The organism is Pelagicoccus sp. SDUM812003 (genome assembly GCF_031127815.1).
Classification (GTDB): Bacteria; Verrucomicrobiota; Verrucomicrobiia; order Opitutales; family Opitutaceae; genus Pelagicoccus.
Genome location: NZ_JARXHY010000004.1, coordinates 196,550 through 215,297, shown reverse-complemented (window position 1 = coordinate 215,297; position 18,748 = coordinate 196,550). Strand labels below are relative to the sequence as shown.

The 18,748-nt window shown below is 59.0% G+C and carries 15 protein-coding genes and 1 tRNA gene; 7 read left to right on the top strand and 9 right to left on the bottom strand.

The window, feature by feature from the left end:
- Positions 1 to 73 precede the first annotated feature (73 nt).
- From QEH54_RS07570 to ffh, 3 genes are all read left to right on the top strand, one after another.
- Entirely contained in the window at positions 74 to 2,020 is a 1,947-nt protein-coding gene (locus QEH54_RS07570) for a DUF294 nucleotidyltransferase-like domain-containing protein (RefSeq protein WP_309018046.1), read from the top strand.
- Entirely contained in the window at positions 2,017 to 2,697 is a 681-nt protein-coding gene (locus tag QEH54_RS07565; RefSeq protein WP_309018045.1) for a 3'-5' exonuclease, read from the top strand. The genes QEH54_RS07570 and QEH54_RS07565 overlap by 4 nt, the downstream gene beginning before the upstream one ends.
- 196 nt (positions 2,698 to 2,893) lie before the next feature.
- Positions 2,894 to 4,312, top strand: coding sequence for a signal recognition particle protein (gene ffh, locus QEH54_RS07560; RefSeq protein ID WP_309018044.1), 1,419 nt, complete (start codon positions 2,894 to 2,896; stop codon positions 4,310 to 4,312).
- Positions 4,313 to 4,408: 96 nt separating this feature from the next.
- Here the strand turns inward: ffh and QEH54_RS07555 are convergent, their stop codons facing one another.
- The 6 genes from QEH54_RS07555 to ilvN form a co-directional block, all read right to left on the bottom strand.
- A complete protein-coding gene (locus QEH54_RS07555; protein ID WP_309018043.1) occupies positions 4,409 to 4,999 on the bottom strand; it encodes a hypothetical protein in 591 nt (196 codons plus the stop codon).
- Positions 5,000 to 5,073: 74 nt separating this feature from the next.
- Positions 5,074 to 5,727 carry a hypothetical protein gene (locus tag QEH54_RS07550; RefSeq protein ID WP_309018042.1) on the bottom strand — a complete coding sequence of 218 codons (654 nt, stop codon included), beginning with the start codon at positions 5,725 to 5,727 and terminating at the stop codon, positions 5,074 to 5,076.
- A 17-nt stretch (positions 5,728 to 5,744) separates the two neighbouring features.
- Positions 5,745 to 6,842, bottom strand: coding sequence for a DegT/DnrJ/EryC1/StrS family aminotransferase (locus QEH54_RS07545; RefSeq protein WP_309018041.1), 1,098 nt, complete (start codon positions 6,840 to 6,842; stop codon positions 5,745 to 5,747).
- A 39-nt stretch (positions 6,843 to 6,881) separates the two neighbouring features.
- Positions 6,882 to 8,405, bottom strand: coding sequence for a uroporphyrinogen-III C-methyltransferase (cobA, locus tag QEH54_RS07540; protein WP_309018040.1), 1,524 nt, complete (start codon positions 8,403 to 8,405; stop codon positions 6,882 to 6,884).
- Positions 8,398 to 9,273: a hydroxymethylbilane synthase gene (gene hemC, locus QEH54_RS07535; protein WP_309018039.1), complete on the bottom strand. Its 876-nt coding sequence runs from the start codon at positions 9,271 to 9,273 to the stop codon at positions 8,398 to 8,400. The genes cobA and hemC overlap by 8 nt, the downstream gene beginning before the upstream one ends.
- Before the next feature lie 35 nt (positions 9,274 to 9,308).
- Positions 9,309 to 9,779: an acetolactate synthase small subunit gene (gene ilvN, locus QEH54_RS07530; RefSeq protein ID WP_309018038.1), complete on the bottom strand. Its 471-nt coding sequence runs from the start codon at positions 9,777 to 9,779 to the stop codon at positions 9,309 to 9,311.
- 142 nt (positions 9,780 to 9,921) lie between these two features.
- Between ilvN and QEH54_RS07525 the strand changes: the two genes are divergently transcribed.
- Both QEH54_RS07525 and QEH54_RS07520 read left to right on the top strand, forming a co-directional pair.
- Positions 9,922 to 9,998: transfer RNA gene (locus tag QEH54_RS07525), tRNA-Val, on the top strand.
- Between the two features lie 147 nt (positions 9,999 to 10,145).
- A complete protein-coding gene (locus tag QEH54_RS07520) occupies positions 10,146 to 10,979 on the top strand; it encodes a hypothetical protein (RefSeq protein WP_309018037.1) in 834 nt (277 codons plus the stop codon).
- Positions 10,980 to 11,345: 366 nt separating this feature from the next.
- Here the strand turns inward: QEH54_RS07520 and QEH54_RS07515 are convergent, their stop codons facing one another.
- The 3 genes from QEH54_RS07515 to aspS form a co-directional block, all read right to left on the bottom strand.
- A complete protein-coding gene (locus QEH54_RS07515; protein ID WP_309018036.1) occupies positions 11,346 to 11,684 on the bottom strand; it encodes a P-II family nitrogen regulator in 339 nt (112 codons plus the stop codon).
- A gap of 88 nt (positions 11,685 to 11,772) precedes the next feature.
- Positions 11,773 to 13,158 carry an ammonium transporter gene (locus QEH54_RS07510; RefSeq protein ID WP_309018035.1) on the bottom strand — a complete coding sequence of 462 codons (1,386 nt, stop codon included), beginning with the start codon at positions 13,156 to 13,158 and terminating at the stop codon, positions 11,773 to 11,775.
- Positions 13,159 to 13,452: 294 nt separating this feature from the next.
- Positions 13,453 to 15,255, bottom strand: a complete 1,803-nt coding sequence (gene aspS / locus QEH54_RS07505; RefSeq protein ID WP_309018034.1) for an aspartate--tRNA ligase — start codon at positions 15,253 to 15,255, stop codon at positions 13,453 to 13,455.
- A gap of 276 nt (positions 15,256 to 15,531) precedes the next feature.
- Between aspS and QEH54_RS07500 the strand changes: the two genes are divergently transcribed.
- Both QEH54_RS07500 and ileS read left to right on the top strand, forming a co-directional pair.
- Positions 15,532 to 15,846, top strand: coding sequence for a hypothetical protein (locus tag QEH54_RS07500; protein WP_309018033.1), 315 nt, complete (start codon positions 15,532 to 15,534; stop codon positions 15,844 to 15,846).
- A 114-nt stretch (positions 15,847 to 15,960) separates the two neighbouring features.
- On the top strand, positions 15,961 to 18,747 hold the full coding sequence (gene ileS / locus QEH54_RS07495; protein ID WP_309018032.1) for an isoleucine--tRNA ligase: 2,787 nt from the start codon (positions 15,961 to 15,963) through the stop codon (positions 18,745 to 18,747).
- Position 18,748: the final 1 nt, after the last annotated feature.

The following is an 18,748-nucleotide window of genomic DNA, read 5'->3' as shown; positions in this document are numbered from 1 at the left end:
TTCGCAGGAAAGGCCAGCCTGCGAACCATAGTTCTGGTTGCGAAATGCGAACAGATCAGTCTTTTTCCTCTCAATGGAAACTGGCAACGTTATCCCTGGCCGCATCGCCCAAGCGATGTCCATCTACCCCCCTTTCTCCATGATGACTCCCGACGAGGTGGCCCGTCTCGCCTCCGACGCTCGAGTCAGCGCCCGCGTGGCGGGCGAAACGCTGTTCGACCAGGGAGACATGCCGGGCAAGGACGTCATTTTCCTCAACCGCGGTCGCGTGGAGTACTATTGGAAAAACGACGAGGGTTCGGAGCTGGTGGACGTACGCGATGTGGGCGATCTGATAGGCCTGACCGCATTGCTGGACGGCTCACCATTCCGCGTTTCCGCCAAGGTGGTAGAGGATTGCATGCTCTACATGATCTCCTGGGAGCGTTTTCTGGGAATGATCGCCACCAACGACGCGGCTCGCTACTACGTGCGGCGTCACCTCTTCTGGGCCACCCGCATCGGCGGGAAGATTTCCGTTCCGGAAGAGGCACGTATCCAAGGAAAACGTACTATCCTGCAAGCTCACCTCGATGGCGGCCAGGCTCTGCGTCCGCGTCCGCTCGATCGATTGCTCACCTGCTTGCCGGACGACTCCATTCGTATCGCATCGGAACTGATGGTCGCCAAACGCGTTCACTCCATCCTTGTAGTGAACGAGCAACGACACCCGCTGGGCATCGTCACCAGCAACGCGGTCATCCGCCACAACGTGCTCAACGAAGGTTCCGCCGACACTCCGGTCTCCGAGATCATGGTCAGCCCGGTCTACACCGTTACCCAAAATTCCAATACAACCGCCGCCATCATCCTCATGATGCGCGAGCGCGTTGGCCAGATCTGCGTGACTGAAGACGGCACCACCCATTCGCCCGCGCTCGATGTTTGCACCCATAAAGACCTGCTAGCTCAAAGCGGCAACCATCCCGCCGGCCTGATCCGAGAAATGCGCATGACCCGCAGTCTGGCTCGCTTGAGGGAGATCTGCGACGAGATTCAGCAGATCGCCCTTAGCTACCTCGAAGCGAGCGTTTCCGGAATCTTCCTCGGCCAGATCTGCGCCGAGCTCTACGACGTGCTCATCGAGCGCTTGGCTGAATTGGCGATGGAAAAGCTGAAGAACCAGGGCCTGAGCCTGCCAAAGGTCGCTTGGTCCTGGATTTCCGTGGGCAGCGATGGTCGACGGGAGCAAGTGCTTCGCACCGACATGGACAACGCCTTGATCTTCGAATCCACCGGAGACTCGGAAAAGGACGAGGAAAACCGCGGCGTGTTTCTCCAGTTCGCGGAAGAGATCATCGCTGGCATGGTACAGTGCGGATTCTCTCGCTGCCAAGGCGGTGTGATGGCTTCCAATCCCAAATGGTGTCGCAGCGATCGCGAATGGATGGAGGAAATAAACGCCATCCAAGCCAGCGACGGACCGAAAATGCTACGGGCCATGATCATCTTCGATTTGCGACACGTCACCGGTGACAAAGAGCTGACTCGCGGCATTCGAAACGCCATGTTCGACTTCGTGGGCAAGCAGACGCTGCTGATTCGCTCCATGGCCAACATGGCGGTGGAAACGCCGCCGCCACTCAACTTCTGGGGAAAGTTCATCGTGGAGAAAAAAGGCGGCAACGCGGGCGAGCTCGACATTAAGAAACGGGCCCTCTCTCCGCTGCGCGATGCGGCCCGCGTGCTGGTCATGCACAAGGGCCTAACGAAGCGGCACTCCACCGGCGGCCGCTTCGAGGAAATCGGTCTGCGCTATCCCGAACTGGCCGAAACCGCGAAACTCGCCTACGAGGCCTACGACTTCCTTTTGCGCCTGCGCACCCAGACCGGTCTCAAGCGCGGCGACACCGGCCGCTATATCAACCCCGCCGACCTCACCAAGCTCGAGCGTTCCCAGCTCTCCAACGTCTTCGATGTCATGCGCATGGTGCAGACCGCCCTCCGCACCACCTTCCGCCTCGAACAGCAATCGCGATGATCTGGCCCTTTTCCCAAGACACAGATCCAGTCGCCTCCGCCTACCGCCAAGCGTGCAAGCAGCGACCGGAAAAGGACATCGATGTAGCGGACCTCACCGTGGTCGCCCTCGACGCCGAAACCACCGGCTTCAAGATCGGCGTCGATCGCCTGCTCTCGCTCGCAACCATCGAAATCCGTCAACGGGAGGTTCACGTCGCTTCCGCTCGCAACTGGCTCATCTACCAAAAAGACGCCCCAATCAACGAAGCCATCGAAGTGCACGGCATCCTGCCCTCCGATACCGCGGAAGGCCGCCCGGAAAAGGAGGTCATCGGCGAGCTGCTCGGCCTGATTGGAAACTCCGTCATCATCGGCCATCACATTCGCTTCGACATGGAAATGCTCAACGAAGCCGCCCGCAGGCATTTCAAAGTGAAACTGAAAAACCGCGTGATCGACACAGCAAGCCTCGCCCAGCAGGAGCTGCCCGCCTTCCACCGCACCGGCTACGCCAACCAGCCGCCACCGAAACTGGAGGAAGTTTGTTCAAATCTCGGCCTCGACATGATCGACCGCCACACCGCCCTCGGTGACACCTTCACCACCGCCCTGATCTTCCTCACCCTCTGCGCCCGGATCCGCCAACGCCTCGGCCGCCCCGTGCGATTCGCCGACCTGCCCCTCTCCAAATTCTAGAGCCTGTCGCAAAGGTAGGGCTCGACCGCCGGGCGAGCCGCGCCAGCCGGAATAAACCTCGAGCATCACGGCGTGCCCGGCGGTCACGCCCTACCATGAAAACGAAGCCATCCTCGACCGTGAACCTGCCTCGATTTCCGTCTCCCTGCAGCTTCGTCTTTACCAATCGCCGCATCCGCGCCAACCTTCGCCCCTTATGTTCGAGAGTCTGACCGATAAGCTCACCAACGCCATGCGCCACCTGCGTGGCACCGCCAAGCTTTCCGAGGAAAACATGGGCGAAGCCCTCAAGGAGGTGCGCGCCGCCCTGCTTTCCGCCGATGTGCATTTCAAGGTCGCTCGGGCCTTCATCGAGCGGGTTAAGGAGAAGTGCGTCGGGCAGGAGGTGCTGAAAACGGTCACTCCCGGCCAGCAAATCATCAAGATCATCAACGACGAGCTGGTGGCTTTGCTCGGCGAAGGCTCCACTGAACTTTCCCAGAAGAAGCCGCTCAAGATCATGATGGTCGGTCTGCAAGGCGGTGGTAAAACCACCACCTCCGCCAAACTCGCCAAGGCCCTCAAGAAAGACGGCTACAAGCCGCGTCTGGTGGCTTGCGACGTTTATCGTCCCGCGGCCATCGACCAGCTGGAAACCGTGGCCGGCCAGATCGACGTGCCCTGCTTCGCCAAGCGCGATACCACCGACGTGCCCTTCATCGGCGAGCTCGGTCTTTCGGAAGCCCTTTCCGCGGGCGACGATCTGATCATCTTCGACACCGCTGGTCGCCTGCAGATCGACGAGCAGCTGATCGAGGAGATCAAGGAGCTCAAAAAGCGGGTCAACCCCGACGAAGTCTTGCTGGTGGTGGACGGAGCCATCGGCCAGGAAGCGGTCAACGTGGCCAAGACCTTCAACGAGGCGGTGCAGCTCACCGGCATCGTGATGACCAAGCTGGACGGCGACGCTCGCGGCGGGGCCGCCCTGTCCATGAAGGAAATCACCGGCGTGCCCATCAAATTCGCGGGTACCGGCGAAAAGCTGGACAACTTCGACGTCTTCCACCCAGACCGCATGGCCAGCCGCATCCTCGGCATGGGCGACGTGGTTTCTCTAGTCGAGAAGGCTCAGGAAACCATCGACCAGGACGAAGCCGCCAACATGGCCGAGCGCATGATGTCCGGCGACTTCAATTTCGAGGACATGCTCAACCAGTTTCGTCAAATCAAGAAACTCGGTTCCATGTCCTCCATCCTCGGCATGCTTCCCGGAATGGGAAAAATGAACATGAACATGGATGATAAGGCCGAGTCGCAAATGAAGCGCAGCGAAGCCATCATCCTATCCATGACCAAGAAGGAGCGGCAGAAGCCGCAGCTGCTCAACTCCAGCCGCCGCAACCGCATCGCCCGCGGGGCCGGTGTTAAGATGGCGGAGGTCAATCAACTGGTGAAGCAGCACATGCAGATGAAGAAGATGATGAAAAAGATGCAGGGCGGCGGCAAAATGGGCAAAGGCCAGATGAAGAAGATGATGAAGCAGATGAAAGGCTCCGGCATGGACCCCAGCCAAATGGGCGGCATGGGCGGCGGCATGCCCGACCTCAGCAGCTTCAAAGGCAAGCTCCCCTTCTAGAGACCAAATCTTCAAATCGACCTAGGCACAACAAAGGCGACTCAATGATGAGCCGCCTTTTTCGTTTTCAAAATCTAAGGGATCCACCCCAAAGCCCTATTCGGCCTCGGTCGGCAACGTAGCCTGGTCGTCGGTGACCTGTTTCTTGCGCATCGACTCCTTGGCCTTCTTGACCGCATCGGCAAGCGTGCTGCCCACCTTGCGGAAATCAACGTTGGCGGTGCGGCCGCCCGCATTGTCTATCGCGTCATTCTCGCCTGCGAAGAAGCGCTCTTCGGAGCGGATGGAAACACGAAGCTCGTTCGCCGCTTCGGGGTCGATGGCCGCCAATCGCTCCAGGCGACGTCGCGGCTGGGGATCCAGGCGATCGATCAGCAGGTCCAAGTTGCGCACTTCATACGGATCGACATTGATGGGAGCCAGTTCGATGACCTCCAAATGATCCGAGTTCAAATGGGGAGCCTCTTCCTCGGCGAGCCGCTGGTTCTCCTGCTTCAGCTTGTCGAACATCTCGCGAACGGTGGTCGCGTCGTAGGCCTTGGTGCCTACTGATGGATCCGATTCCTCGACAGCCTCCGCTTCGGCTGGCGCTTCCTGAACCTCCGCCGCATCCTCCTGAGCGAATGCGAAAGCCCCGAGGGATGCAGTGAAAAGACAGACGGTTGGGATACGTAGAATTTTATGCATAAGGCGGGGCGCTTGATTGTTGGGTAAATAAAATGTTATCACGCTGCATGGCCACTCAAAAACGCGGGTCCGTTCTAGAGCAACACCTTGGACAGAGCATCTCTGACCTCCGCTAAGCGATTTAGATCCTTCAATCCCGGTTCCGCTTCCAGGGAGCTATTGAAATCCAGGCACTTCGCTCCCGTTTCCTCGATGGCCTCCGCCGCGTTTTCGGGGGAAATGCCGCCCGCGAGGATCCACCGGTGATCCGGGTACTTCCGCTGAAGCTGGGCAAAGGATTTCCAATCGCTGCGCTGGCCGGTACCCCCATAGACGCTGGCGTCCTTCTTGTAAGCGTCCCAAAGCACGCCGGAGCAGTGGTCCAACATGCTTTGGTCGAATTCGACGTCCGGCGGAATCTTGGGAGCGAGCCAGAGCCGATCCTTGCCCACCAAACGCTCCCAACTGGGTATCTCCTCCTTCAAGCCTACCGGAAAATGGATCTGAAAATAGTCGAACCCCGCCGCCTCCAGCTTGGCGAAAGTGAAGATGTCAGGCGCCACCGTCACCGCGACGCGAGGCAGCTTCGGCAAGCGCCCTTCGATATCATGGTAGCGCTCCAAGCGAATGTGACGTGGAGACTTGGGGTAGAAAATGAACCCTAGAAAGTCGGCCCCAGCCTCCGCGGCAGCCTGAGCGCAAACCGCCCGCGTGAGACCGCACACCTTAAACTGGATTCCGTTGACCATCCTAGGTGAGACAAGCCTCAGGCGAAAGCGTTCAAGGCTTTGATCACATAATCAATCTCCTCGTCGGTCAACTCCGGCACGATCGGCAGGCTGAGGCAGGTCTTCGCCACCTCTTCCGCTACGGGAAAATCGCCCTCCCGGTAGCCGAGGAAGCTGAAGCAGGGCTGCAGATGCAACGGATAGGGATACACGATGTCCGAGCCGATGCCTTGCTCCGCAAGGTAGGCCTTCAGGCGATCGCGCTCCGGGTGGCGAATGGTGAACATATGATAAACCGATTCGCCGTAGCGGGTGGGCATGGGAAGCTGAATGTCCTTGTTGGAAATCCCACCGAGGTAGCCGCGAGCGATTCGCTGACGGCGCGCCGTCTTGCCACGCAAGTGAGGAAGCTTCACGTTCAGAGCTGCGGCCTGCAGGCCCTCCATGCGATTGTTGTATCCAACGAAATGATTCAAATACCGCTCCTTCGAGCCATGGGCGCGAAGGATCCGGATCTGTTCCAGCAATGCGCTGTCGCGAGAGGTCACCGCGCCGCCCTCGCCGAGCCCGCCGAGGTTCTTTGTGGGATAAAACGAAAACGCGGCGGCGTCGCCGATGTCCCCCACATAGCGTCCCTTGTACTGGGCGAGGTGGGCTTGAGCAGCGTCTTCCACCACCTTGATGCCACGTTCCATGGCGAAGGCCATGATCGGCTCCATATCGGCCGCTTGGCCGAACAAGTGAGTCACCACGATCGCCTTGGTCTTATCTGTCACCACTTTCTCGATACTACCGCGCGTAACCGTGAAGGTATTGGAATCCACATCCGCGAACACGACCTTCGCCCCCACGTACTGGGCGAACCAGGCCGAGGCGATGAAGGTGAAGGCTGGCACCACCACCTCGTCGCCAGGTCCGACTCCCATGGCGAGGGCGATCAAGTGCAAGGCTTCCGTTCCGCTTCCCACGCCAACGCACCCGGCGACATGCTGCTCCTCCGCGAAGCCCGCTTCAAAGGCGTCCACGTCCGGGCCGAGACAGTAGCCGCCATGATCGATGGTCCTGGAAAAGGCTTCGATTAACTCTTCTTTGAGCGGAGCGTGAGCCCGCTGCAGATCGATGAAGGGAACTTTCATTTGATGGAAACTCTAGGATAAGAACGGAAAAAAGGGAGCTTATTTGCCGAAGCGTTTGACCACCGCTTCGACGAGGCTGTCGAGGCTGGCCTCCTTGGCCTGCAAATCGACTGGCAGCCCCATCTCCTTCATGGCAGCGGACGTGATCTTGCCGATGCTGATGGTTTTGGGACGCAGCGCCCCGTCGCCAAGCTGCAGGTGTTTGGCCTGCTCCACAAAGGAACGAACGCCCGAGGAGCTGGTAAACAGGATGCCATCCGCCCCCTGCTCGCGAAACTGCTTGGCCGCGGGCTGCTCGCTCAAATCCGTCTGCTCGGTCTTGTAGACCTCGAAACGATCCACGATGGCCCGAGCCTCCTCAAGCTTGTCGATCAAAACGTCCCGTCCAAGGTTGCCTGCGACCACCAGGATCTTCGCGCTGTCCATGCTGTCGGTGGCGATCAAAGCATCGGCCAAGCTCTCCGCGTTCGCTTCGTCCGGTATCAGATCCGTGGTGACGTAGTACTTCTTGATTTCCTTCGCGGTCGATTTACCCACTGCCGCGATGCGCAGAAAGCCGAGCGAACGAATGTCCTCGAAGGTCTCGAAGAAGGCCTCGAAGAAGAACCGCACCCCGTTCGGGCTGGAAAACACCAGCCAGTCGTAGGAGGCGATCTCCTTGAACACGTCCTCCTTGGTCTGCGGGTCGATGTTTCGGGTGATGGAAATCAGCGGCAGCCCGATGACTTCCGCCCCCAGCCTTTCCAGCTTGGCGCTCAGCTCGCTCGCTTGCCCCCGACTTCGGGTCACCACGAAGCGGCGCCCCTGCAAAGGCTTTTTCTCAAACCAGGATAATTCTTCGCTCATAGCCGCATTCTCTCCTACCATAATGATTGCCGGCGCCTTCAGGCCAAACGCCTTGGAAACCTCCGATATCGTATCCAGCTTTCCCCGACAAATTCGCTGGTGCCCCAGCGTCGCCCATTCGACGCAGGCCACCGGCGTATCTCTGGGAAAGCCTCCCTCGATCAAGCGACGCGCCATCGGCTCCAGATTCGAAACGCCCATGTAGACGCAAATCATGGAGTTCTTTTTCGGCAGCGACGCCCAGTCCACGGTCGTATCCATTTTTTGGGGATCCTCATGGCCAGTCACGAAGACGAGCGTCGCGTTGGTGTTGCGATCCGTAAGCGGGATGCCGCTGTAGGCCGAGGCGCCCATGGCTGCGGTGATCCCGGGGACCACCTCGAACTCGATGCCAGCCTCCTGCAAGGCCTTGGCCTCCTCTCCTCCTCTGCCAAACAGGAACGGATCGCCACCTTTCAGCCGCACGACTCGCTTCCCCTCCTTCGCCTTGCGCAAGAGAATGGCTTGGATCTCGGATTGCGGCTTGGAGTGAAACCCCTTTCGCTTGCCCACGCAGATCATTTCGCAGTCCCTTGGGACCAGGTGCATGAAGGCGGGGTGAACCAAATAGTCGTACACCAAAGCCTGCGCGGATTCGATCAGCTCCTTCGCCCTCACTGTCAAAAGCTCCGGGTTGCCTGGGCCCGCGCCGACCAGATAAACGATTCCCTCAGGCATCTTTTAGCTCGAGCTGTTCGATTAAGCCGCTGGCGATCTTTTCGTAGTGACTGGCTACATACTCCCGCGGCAGATTTCGCGTCTCCCGTCCGCAAGCGAGATGGAAGATCCGCAGAGCGGTATCTGTGTAGTTGACCGCGAACGCCACCTGGCATCCGCCGCCCAAAGTCTGCAAAAACGCTCTCTCGAGATGAACCGCCACCGCGGTTTCCTCGTCGAGATGCGGAGCGAACAAGGGTACGTCCTCCTCCCGACACTGGATAGCGACTGCGGCCTGTCCCACCGCAGGGACGCATTCGTCAAGCGTGAGCTTACGAAACGTAACCCCCTCCCATTCGGAGATGCCCAACCGGTTCAAACCTGCGGAAGCGAGCACCGTCGCGTCAGCCACCCCGCGAGCGATCTTGTTGAGCCGCGTATCCACGTTTCCACGAATCTCGGTGAACTCCGCTTCCGGAAACAGGTAGCGCAGCTGAATGCGGCGACGCGGGCTGCTGGTGGCGATGCTGGCTGGCGTCCCCACACCTTCGCGCACGATCAGCACGTCCTCGCAGCTTTCCCTCGGGAGAAAGCCAGCCAAGGCAAGCCCTCGAGGCATTTCCGAAGGCAGGTCCTTGGCGCTGTGCACCGCGAAGTCCGCGCGACCGTCTAGCAAAGCGTCCTCCAGCTCCTTGGTGAAGAGCCCTTTGCCGCCCTGCTTCTCCAGCGACCATTCCTGACGCTTGTCGCCAGTGGTCACCATCTTTTCGATACGAAATCGAGCATCTGGCATAGCTGATTCGAACCGCGATTTCGCAAGTTCGGTTTGGGCCATGGCCAGAGGGCTCTTGCGCGTCGCGATGACAAATTCCCGATCCGGGGCGCTCATCCTCTTTTCCGAAAGCGTTGAGCCGATCGCGCCGACTAGCGCTGCATGGCGAGGTTGCCCGTGCGGCACAGCTCTAGGATGCCGAAAGACTCCACTAGATTCAGAAACGCCTCGATCTTGCCTTCGTCGCCGGTGATCTCCGCCACCACGTCCTCATGGTTCACGTTGATGATCTTGGCGCGGAAAAGTTCGCAGATCTGGATAATTTCGGATCGATGATCGGAACCGGCCTTGAGCTTCACCATGACCAGTTCGCGGCTGACCGCCTGCCCTGTCTGGAAGTCGTGCACTTCCACCACGTTGATCAGCTTCTTGAGCTGCTTGGTGATCTGGTCGAGCACCGTGTCGTCGCCGCGGACCACAGCGGTGACGCGGGACAGTTCAGGATCGTGCGTCGGAGCCACGTTTAGGGTGTCGATGTTGAACCCGCGGCCGCTGAAGAGGCCTGCGATGCGGGCCAGGACGCCAAATTTATTTTCTACGAGGACGGAGATGGTGTGTCTCATGAGTGATCGGATAGGGAAAAGCCGCCCTTATAAGGCGAGGTCTCGCTGGCATGCAAGGAGCATGTTCGCCGCATTTGTTTTTTCCTGAAAAATTGCCTTGCCATGCCTCAACGCATATTCCTTATTTCCCACCTTTTCCGATGGACGGGTAGCTCAGTTGGTTAGAGCAACTGGTTTACACCCAGTAGGTCGGGGGTTCGAGTCCCTTCCCGTCCACCACTTTACGACATTCAGAAAACGAAGCCGGGCAGCCATCAAAGCTGCCTTTTTTTGTGCCCAAGGCGTTTTGCATTCCAATCAGGGAGAGGTTCCCTAGATCTGCTTGAAAGACGGCTTCGCCTGAGCCATCCCAGACAGATCCTCCTCATGAATCCCGCGCACGAGCCGAAGCCAGATCCGATCCAGATCACCCCTTGGAAAAAGGGCATGCTGCTGATTGTGATGCTGCTATTCGGAGCGACGCTCTTCGAATACTACACCGGAGGCATCGAAGAGCGAGCAGGTTGGCTTTGGCCCATGCTGTTCGTGCCGCTGATCCTCTACCTGCTCGGCATCGTCTACGGAGACGTGCCGGCGCGCTACTACGATCTGAAGACGCTAAAACCCTTCCCCGTTCCGTTCGCCCGCCAGTTCGACCGTTGCGTCCTCTCTCTCATTGTCCTTTTCACCGGCTTGCTGCTCAACCTCGTGCTGCTCACCACCGGGCTCCTGATGGGCGCGGGAGCCCTCCTGACCATCTTCTACGCCCTGTACATGGCTCTGATGCTGGCCGAACTGCCCAACAGCCTGCGCATTTTCCGCTTCATCCAGCACGTCAACACCATGCAGTATGTCTCGGCCATTCACCCCGAGACCTTCAAGAAGGCCGTGGCCTACTACTCCCCCGAACAGGACGCGCTGTCCGGCGCGGAACGGGAAAGCCACTTGAAATCGCTCTACGACGATCTCGTGGAGGAGGCGAAAAAGCTAGTGGTGGAAGCCTCTCCGCTGAGCGAAAAACAGCAGATCGCTCTCAACTTAGCCGTCCGTTCGGGCGAAGCGATTCGTCGCAGTCGCGTCGCCGCTGCAGAGCAGTCCAACGATCGGCTGAAAGCGAACCTAAACCTCATCGAGGCTCTCAAGCATCACGCCGGTCTGCAAGTACCGGAAGACATCGAAGAGCTGCAGCTTCAATTGGCACGCGCCGTCAAGTCTGCGTAAAGCGCTAGGTCGCTCTCCCGCCCCTGCCTCGCACGCGCTGGTCGTCACGTTCGAACTAGGGGCTGGCGCCGAATGCCGCGGACGCTCACAGGACCGAGAGACGAGGACCAGTAGCTGTCCTCGAGGGGGTTCCGAGAACCGGCTTCAGACAAGAAGCCTTCGCTGCCACGCCATGGGCGCCCGAGCAGCCCGACCAATATGATTAGAAGCGCCCTGCCTAGGGGCCCGAGCTCTGTCCACCAGCATCGGGACAGCAAATACGCTTACCTACGGAGCAAGCCAGCTCTCTTCCAAGATGGTGACGGACAAAAAAAGCCGGCCTCGCGAGGAGGCCGGCCGAAAATGAAATCCTATCCGAGGAGTCGATTAGAGAGCGGTTTCGCCCTGCTCGTCGGTACGGATACGGATCGCTTCTTCCAGCGGAAGAACGAAAACCTTGCCGTCGCCGATCTTGCCAGTCTTGGCGGACTTGACGATCGCCTCAGCAGCTTTCGAAACGATATCGTCGGGAACGGCGATCTCGATCTTAACCTTCGGAAGGAAGTCCACAGTGTACTCGCTACCGCGGTAGATTTCCGTGTGACCCTTTTGGCGACCGAAGCCCTTCACCTCCGTCACGGTCATGCCTTCGATGCCGATTTCAGAGAGCGCTTCTTTAACCTCTTCCAACTTGAAGGGCTTGATAATGGCTACAACTAATTTCATAGGGAGAATTCTTTGAGGTTTAGTGTGATTGATACGAATCGCATCTGCTTATGCAAGTAAATGTACTTCTTAACCTTACAGATACCCTTTAGCGAGAGGAGATAGAGAAGTCCGGATAGGCTTCCTGCCCGTGCTCGCCCACGTCCAAACCTTCGAACTCTTCTTCTTCCGCAACGCGCACACCCATGATCGCCTTGATGACCATGAAAAGCACGAGCGAGAAGACGAACGCGAATACGTAGACGCCAACTACACCGATGAGCTGGGAAACGAAGCTTGCTCCGCCGAAGATGCCAACGGCGAGAGTGCCCCAGATGCCGCACACTCCGTGAACGGAGATCGCGCCGACAGGGTCGTCGATCTTGATCTTGTCGAAGAAGAGGATCGAGAAAACCACAATCACGCCACCGATGGCGCCCATGATGACCGAGCTCCACACGGAAACCGAGTCAGCGCCGGCGGTGATGCTCACCAGACCTGCGAGCAGACCGTTGAGGGCCATCGAAAGGTCCGGCTTCTTCAGAACCATCCAAGAGATGAAGATCGAAGCGACACCCCCCGCAGCTGCGGCAAGAGCGGTCGTGGTGAAGACCAGACCGAGAGGACCAGGATTAGCGGAGAGTACCGAGCCGCCGTTGAATCCGAACCATCCGAAGAAGAGCAGGAAAACGCCCACTGCCGCCAGCGGCATGCTGTGACCGAGGATCGGCTTGATCTTGCCGTCCTTGGTGTACTTGCCTTTGCGTGGTCCCAGGATCAAAACTGCCGCCAAGGCCGCTGCGCCTCCGAAACCGTGGACCACAGTGGAACCGGCGAAGTCGTAAAAAGGATTTTCCATCTGGTTGAGCCAGCCGCCACCCCAGTGCCAGGAGCCGGCGATGGTGTAGCCAAACGCCACGAGGATCGTCGAATAGATCATGAAGGAGGAGAGCTTCACGCGCTCGGCAACCGCTCCGGAAACGATAGTCGCAGCTGTCGCGGCAAACATCGCCTGGAAGATGAAGTCGCCGAAACCAGTCATAGCCAGGCCAAGACCGCCGTAGCCCCAGGTCGAACCACCGTCAGCATTCAGATCGCCAATCGGGCCGCCGATGGAGAACCAACCATTGAAGTCTCCCGGGTAGTGCGTGTTGAAACCCACCAAAGCGTAGGTGAGAAGGCCGATCGAGATGATCCACACATTCTTGAAGAGAATGTTTACGGTGTTCTTGGACTGCGTCAGTCCAGCCTCGAGGGTCGCGAAGCCGAGGTGCATGATGAATACGAGAGCTGCGGCCATCACGGTCCAGAGCATCGACACGGTGAAAAAGTCGAAAGCAGGAGCGTATTCGGGTCCGTAGGACTCGACCATCTCAAGATAGTCAGCGACAGGACTCTCTTCTTCTTGAGCCATCGCGGTTGAGAGATCCAATGCCATCGACGCGACCAACGCGAAGAGCAGGCATCCTGGAATTATTCGGAGGAGTTTTTTCATATTATTCATGTTGTGGTTAGTGATGGGGGATTGACGCTGCTGTTGGCAGATCAAGGACCGTCGGACTTTCAGCAACTGGCATGCCAGCTACCTAGTTTTGACAGAATTTTGCGAGTCCGCCTCTAGAAACCCATGAATATAATTTCTAGAACAGCATCACCTCGCTCGCGGGCGCTCAAATGTCACCGTGCAAAAAAAGACCGCTCGAAATTGAGCGGTCTTGGAAAGCGTTTGACTATGAGTCGCTTCGGTGCGGCGCCCATCGCGCCTGCTTCTAATATATAGGCAACCTGCTCACGATTCCTCGTCGAGCACCACAGTATCGATGTGCAAATCCTTGAGCTGCTTGGCCGTCACCGGAGTCGGGCTGTCCGTCATGAGGCACTGCCCCTTCTGCGTCTTCGGGAACGCGATCACATCGCGAATGCTGCTCAAACCGGCGAGAATCATCACCAGACGGTCGAGGCCGAAGGCGATGCCTCCGTGTGGCGGAGCTCCATACTTGAAGGCTTCCAGCATGTAGCCGAAGCGTTCCTTCACCACGTCAGCAGGGATCTTGAGCACGTCTTCAAACACCTTCTGCTGCACCGCTCGCTGATGGATACGGATCGAGCCACCACCGAGCTCCACGCCGTTCAGCACTAGGTCGTAGTGCTGACCGCGCACGCGCTTAGGATCGGAGTCGAGGTACTGTACGTCCTCGGCCACCGGCGCGGTGAAGGGATGGTGCGTGGCCACGTAGCGTCCTGCTTCGTCGTCGTAGGACATGAGCGGGAAGTCGACCACCCACAGGAAATTGAACTGATCCTTGGGGATCTCCAAGCGTGCACGCTTCTTGAGCAGCTCGGCGCATTCCAGACGGATTCGACCGAGGATAGCGCAGGCTTCCTCCCACTTGGAGGCGGCGAAGAAAACGATGTCCCCTTCCTCCAGGCCAAGCTTTTCGTTGAGAGCCGCCTTTTCCTCCTCGGAGAAAAACTTCACGATGGGCGACTTCCATTCCCCGCCTTCAGCGACCTTGATAAAGGCCAATCCCTTGGCGCCGAGCGACTTGGCAGTCTCCTCGAGATGCTTCATCTCGCCCTGCGTCACGTCCGCCAGCGTGGGCGCCTTGAAGGCCTTGACTACACCGCCCTTGGCGATGGTGGCTTGGAAGACCTTGAAGGAGGATTTGGCGAAGGTTTCCGAAAAGTCGTTCAGCTCCAGACCGAAGCGCGTGTCGGGTTTGTCCACCCCGTAGCGGTCCATCGCATCCTGGAAGGACATGCGCGGGAACGGGGCTTCGATTTCCATATCGAGCACGTCTTTCCAAATTTTCTTCATGAGTCCCTCGATGAGGGCGTACATGTCTTCCCGATCGATGAAGGAGAGCTCGATGTCGAGCTGAGTGAACTCCATCTGGCGATCGGCGCGAAGGTCTTCGTCACGGAAGCAGCGGGCGACCTGGTAGTAGCGCTCCACACCGGCCACCATCAGCATCTGCTTGAACTGCTGCGGCGATTGCGGCAGGGCGTAGAACTCGCCTGGGTTGATGCGGCTGGGCACCAGGTACTCGCGAGCCCCCTCCGGCGTGCTTTTGAAGAGGATGGGCGTTTCCACGTCCACAAATCCCTCTCCATCCATGTAGTCGCGGATGGCTTTGGTGGTGTTGTGGCGCATGCGCACCACCTTGCTCATCTTGTTGCGGCGCAGGTCGAGGTAGCGGTAGCGCAGACGCAGGTCCTCGTTCACCTTGTCGCCCTTGTCGTCCTCGATGGGGAATGGAGGCGTTTCGGAGATGTTGTGCACCACGACGGAGCGGGCCTGCACCTCGATCTCGCCGGTAGGCATCTTCGCATTGATCGTGCCCTCCTCTCGAGCTTCCACCTCGCCGTGAAACTCGGCCACGGACTCGGGCTTGAGGCTGTTGATGGCCGCATTGAAATCGGCGTCATCGCTATTCGGATTGGCCTTCACCTGAGTCAGGCCTTCGCGGTCTCTTAGGTCGATAAAGAGAATCCCGCCGTGATCGCGGATGGAGTCTACCCAGCCGATCAGCGCTACCGATTTTCCAACGTCGCTCGAGCGAAGCTGGCCGCAATGATGTGTCCGTTTCATAGCTTTTCGCAAAAAAGGCTGGCACATTGGGCAAATCTGACAGGAGAAAGCAAACCCGTTTTCCGCAGGAGGCTAAAAGGTTCCCCTCGCCTCGCGGAAATTCTGCCGGGCCCCGCTATCGCCAGGGGCGCGGGACGAACAAGCGTGTAAACTTCCTGTCGAAAATCACGCCTACGGCCTGCTTTGTAAAAAACCATGGGCAAGCGGTCGATACTTACCCCTAGCTGGCACGCTTTTGGCTACGTCGAAAGCGGCTTTCGCCCAGCACCAAGCGCCATGATTCTGATCATACGAGACGAATTGCTAAATCCACCGACCTGGTTCGCATCCTTCCGGGACCTGACGCTTATTTGCTCCTTGCGCCTTCAGGTCGACATCGTGATCGAAAGCGACGCCGCAGACCTCTACTACCGCTGGCTCAAGAGCCGCGGCGGCATGGACTTCGTGGAGGACTTCGTGCGGCCCGGCAGCGAAAACGGACTGCGGCTCGACACCGAGTTCCTCTACGATCCGTGCATCGTCACCGATCGCATCGCCCCGGAAAACACCCACCAGCTCTTCCAGCGCATCCAGTCTCTAGCCGTGGCATGAGGCTTCCAGCCGCTCCCGCCGCGCACGCGCAAACCCGCAGGCAAATCCGCACGGCTACGCCCTTGACACGCCTACCGGCATCCGCAGTATCCGCGCATTCTTAAAAAGACGGGCATGTCAGCGAATTTCAAAGACACACTGAATCTCCCCAAAACGGCCTTCCCCATGCGGGCAAACTTGGGCAAACGAGAGCCGGCTAGAGTAGAGCGCTGGGAAACGTCGAATCTCTACCAGAAGCTTCAGGAAAAGAACGCCGACGGACCGCTCTTCGTGCTGCACGATGGACCGCCTTTCACCAACGGCGAACTCCACCTCGGCCACGCCCTCAACAAGACGCTCAAGGAAATCGTCCTGCGCTACAAGGCAGCCCAAGGCTTCCGCACCCCCTACTTGCCCGGCTGGGACTGCCACGGACTCCCGATCGAGCACAAGGTCACCAAGGAGCTGCAGGCCGAGGGCAAGGACCTCTCTACCGCGGAGCTGCGCGACAAGTGCGACGCGTTTTCCGAGCATTGGATCGGCGTGCAGCGCGAGCAGTTCAGACGCCTCGGCGTGCTGGCGGATTGGGAAAACGAATACAAGACCAAGAATCCCGCCTACGAAGCGGAAATCCTACGCACCCTCGCCTCCTTCGTCGAGCAAGGCCTGGTCTACCGCAGCAAGAAGCCAGTCTACTGGTCCATCCCTTGCGCCACCGCGCTGGCGGAAGCGGAGATTGAATACAAGGACCACACCAGCCCTTCCATCTGGGTCGCCTTCGACATTCCGGAAAAAGCCAAGTTCGGCATCGAAAAGCCGCTTTCCACCGTCATCTGGACCACCACTCCGTGGACCATTCCCGCCAACCTCGCGGTCGCCGTGCACCCTCGCCTCACCTACGCCTTCGTGGAAGCGGGCGAAACGGTATTCATCGTGGCCAAGGACCTAGTCGAGAAGTTCGTGGCGGATGTTGACCTCGAAGACTGGAAAATCGTCAAGGAGGTCCTCGGTCAGGATCTGGAAGGCGTCGAATCTCGCCATCCGCTCATCGACCGCCCCAGCCCCATCGTGCTGGCCGACTACGTCACCACCGAGTCCGGTACCGGCTGCGTGCACACCGCTCCCGGTCACGGACAGGAAGACTACCTCACGGGCCTGAGCTACGGCCTGGACATCTACTGCCCGGTCAACGACGAGGGCAAGTACGACGACGACGGCCAGGTGCCCGACTACTTGGTGGGCGAATCCGTGCTGGAGGAAAACGGCTGGGTGCCCGCCAACGGCAAGGTGCTCAAAGCCCTCGACGAAGCGGGAGCCCTGCTGAAGAAGAAGAACATCAAGCACAGCTACCCGCACTGCTGGCGCTCCAAGACACCTGTCATTTTCCGAGCCGTGGACCAATGGTTCGTCGCGCTCGACAAGGCCGACAAGCGCCAGACGGCCCTCGACGCCATCAAGCAAGTGAAGTGGATCCCCGAATGGGGCGAAAAGCGCATCACCGGCGCCGTGGAATCGCGGCCCGACTGGTGCATCAGCCGTCAACGCTCCTGGGGCGTGCCCATTCCCGCGTTTTACGATGAAAACGGCGAAGCCTACATGGACGCCGGCGTCATCAAAGCGGTCGCGGACAAGGTCGCTTCCGCTGGCACCAATCTCTGGTACACCTCCACCTCCGAGGAACTGCTCTCCGGCATCGAGCTGCCTGAATCCTGGAAAGGCAAGAAACTCAAAGCCGGCACCGACACGCTCGATGTCTGGATCGACTCTGGCACCAGCCACTTCTCGGTGCTCAAAAGCAATCCGGAGCTCAAGTGGCCCTGCGACCTCTACCTGGAAGGCAGCGACCAGCATCGCGGCTGGTTCCAGTCCTCCCTCTGGACCGGCGTCATCCGCGAAAACAAAGCGCCCTACGAGAAGATTCTCACCCACGGCTTCCTGGTGAACCAGGACGGCTCCAAGCTCTCCAAGAGCGACGGCGCCATGACGCTCGTCCACTACATGGACAAGTTCGGGGCCGACGTGGTGCGCCTGTGGATCGCCTCCACCGACTTCCGGGCCGACATCGGCATCTCGGAGCAAATCCTCGCTGGCGTGGGAGACGCCTATCGTCTCTTCCGCAACACCTACCGCTACCAGCTCTCCAATCTCTACGACTTCGACTTCGAGCAGCACGCCCTGCCGATCAAGGAGCTGCACGAGCTCGACCGCTGGGCCCTGCACAAGACCGGAGAGCTAGCGGAACAGGTGGAAAAGGCCTACGAGAACTACGAGTTCCACAAGGTCTTCCAGCTCTGCAACCAGTTCTGCTCGGTCACCCTGTCCTCGCTGTACCACGACATCCTCAAGGATCGCATGTACACGCTGGAAAACAGCCACCCGCTGCGTCGTTCCTCCCAGACCGCCATCTACCACATCTTCAACACCTTGGTCCGCCTGCTCGGACCTATCCTGCCCTTCACCTCCGACGAGGCCTGGGCCTACTTCAAGGAGGAGACCGACTTCACCGACGACGCCCTCGCCCTGCAGGATTGGCCTTCAGACGCCAAGAGCTGGCAGGACGCGGAGCTGGCAGCGGACTTCGTGGAGCTGTTCTCCTTCCGCGACCAGGTGAACGAAAAGCTGGAAGGCCTGCGCTCCAGCGGTGAAATCGGACGCTCGCTCGACGCGTACGTGACGATTTCCGGCAAGCAAAGCGACGCCTCGTTCGTACGTCTCGACCGCTATCAACACTTTCTCGAGGAACTACTTATCGTTTCCAAAGTCGAACTCGCAGCCCACGAGAAGGCTGAGCTCGCCATCGCCGCCAGCAAAGCGACCGGAGGTCGCTGTCCACGCTGCTGGAGATGGGAGCCCCAGCTGGAAGGCGGCACTGAAAACGAACACACCTGTTCGCGCTGCGAGAAAGCTCTAACTCAAGCCTGAA

Bases quoted from the DNA above. Each gene is read 5' to 3' on its own strand.
- QEH54_RS07570 (WP_309018046.1), top strand. From the start codon at position 74: ATGGAAACTGGCAACGTTATCCCTGGCCGCATCGCCCAAGCGATGTCC.
- QEH54_RS07545 (WP_309018041.1), bottom strand. From the start codon at position 6,842: ATGAAAGTTCCCTTCATCGATCTGCAGCGGGCTCACGCTCCGCTCAAA.
- QEH54_RS07515 (WP_309018036.1), bottom strand. From the start codon at position 11,684: ATGAAATTAGTTGTAGCCATTATCAAGCCCTTCAAGTTGGAAGAGGTT.
- hemC (WP_309018039.1), bottom strand. From the start codon at position 9,273: ATGAGCGCCCCGGATCGGGAATTTGTCATCGCGACGCGCAAGAGCCCT.
- ffh (WP_309018044.1), top strand. From the start codon at position 2,894: ATGTTCGAGAGTCTGACCGATAAGCTCACCAACGCCATGCGCCACCTG.
- aspS (WP_309018034.1), bottom strand. From the start codon at position 15,255: ATGAAACGGACACATCATTGCGGCCAGCTTCGCTCGAGCGACGTTGGA.
- QEH54_RS07520 (WP_309018037.1), top strand. From the start codon at position 10,146: ATGAATCCCGCGCACGAGCCGAAGCCAGATCCGATCCAGATCACCCCT.
- cobA (WP_309018040.1), bottom strand. From the start codon at position 8,405: ATGCCTGAGGGAATCGTTTATCTGGTCGGCGCGGGCCCAGGCAACCCG.
- ilvN (WP_309018038.1), bottom strand. From the start codon at position 9,779: ATGAGACACACCATCTCCGTCCTCGTAGAAAATAAATTTGGCGTCCTG.
- QEH54_RS07555 (WP_309018043.1), bottom strand. From the start codon at position 4,999: ATGCATAAAATTCTACGTATCCCAACCGTCTGTCTTTTCACTGCATCC.
- QEH54_RS07510 (WP_309018035.1), bottom strand. From the start codon at position 13,158: ATGAAAAAACTCCTCCGAATAATTCCAGGATGCCTGCTCTTCGCGTTG.
- ileS (WP_309018032.1), top strand. From the start codon at position 15,961: ATGTCAGCGAATTTCAAAGACACACTGAATCTCCCCAAAACGGCCTTC.
- QEH54_RS07500 (WP_309018033.1), top strand. From the start codon at position 15,532: ATGATTCTGATCATACGAGACGAATTGCTAAATCCACCGACCTGGTTC.
- QEH54_RS07550 (WP_309018042.1), bottom strand. From the start codon at position 5,727: ATGGTCAACGGAATCCAGTTTAAGGTGTGCGGTCTCACGCGGGCGGTT.
- QEH54_RS07565 (WP_309018045.1), top strand. From the start codon at position 2,017: ATGATCTGGCCCTTTTCCCAAGACACAGATCCAGTCGCCTCCGCCTAC.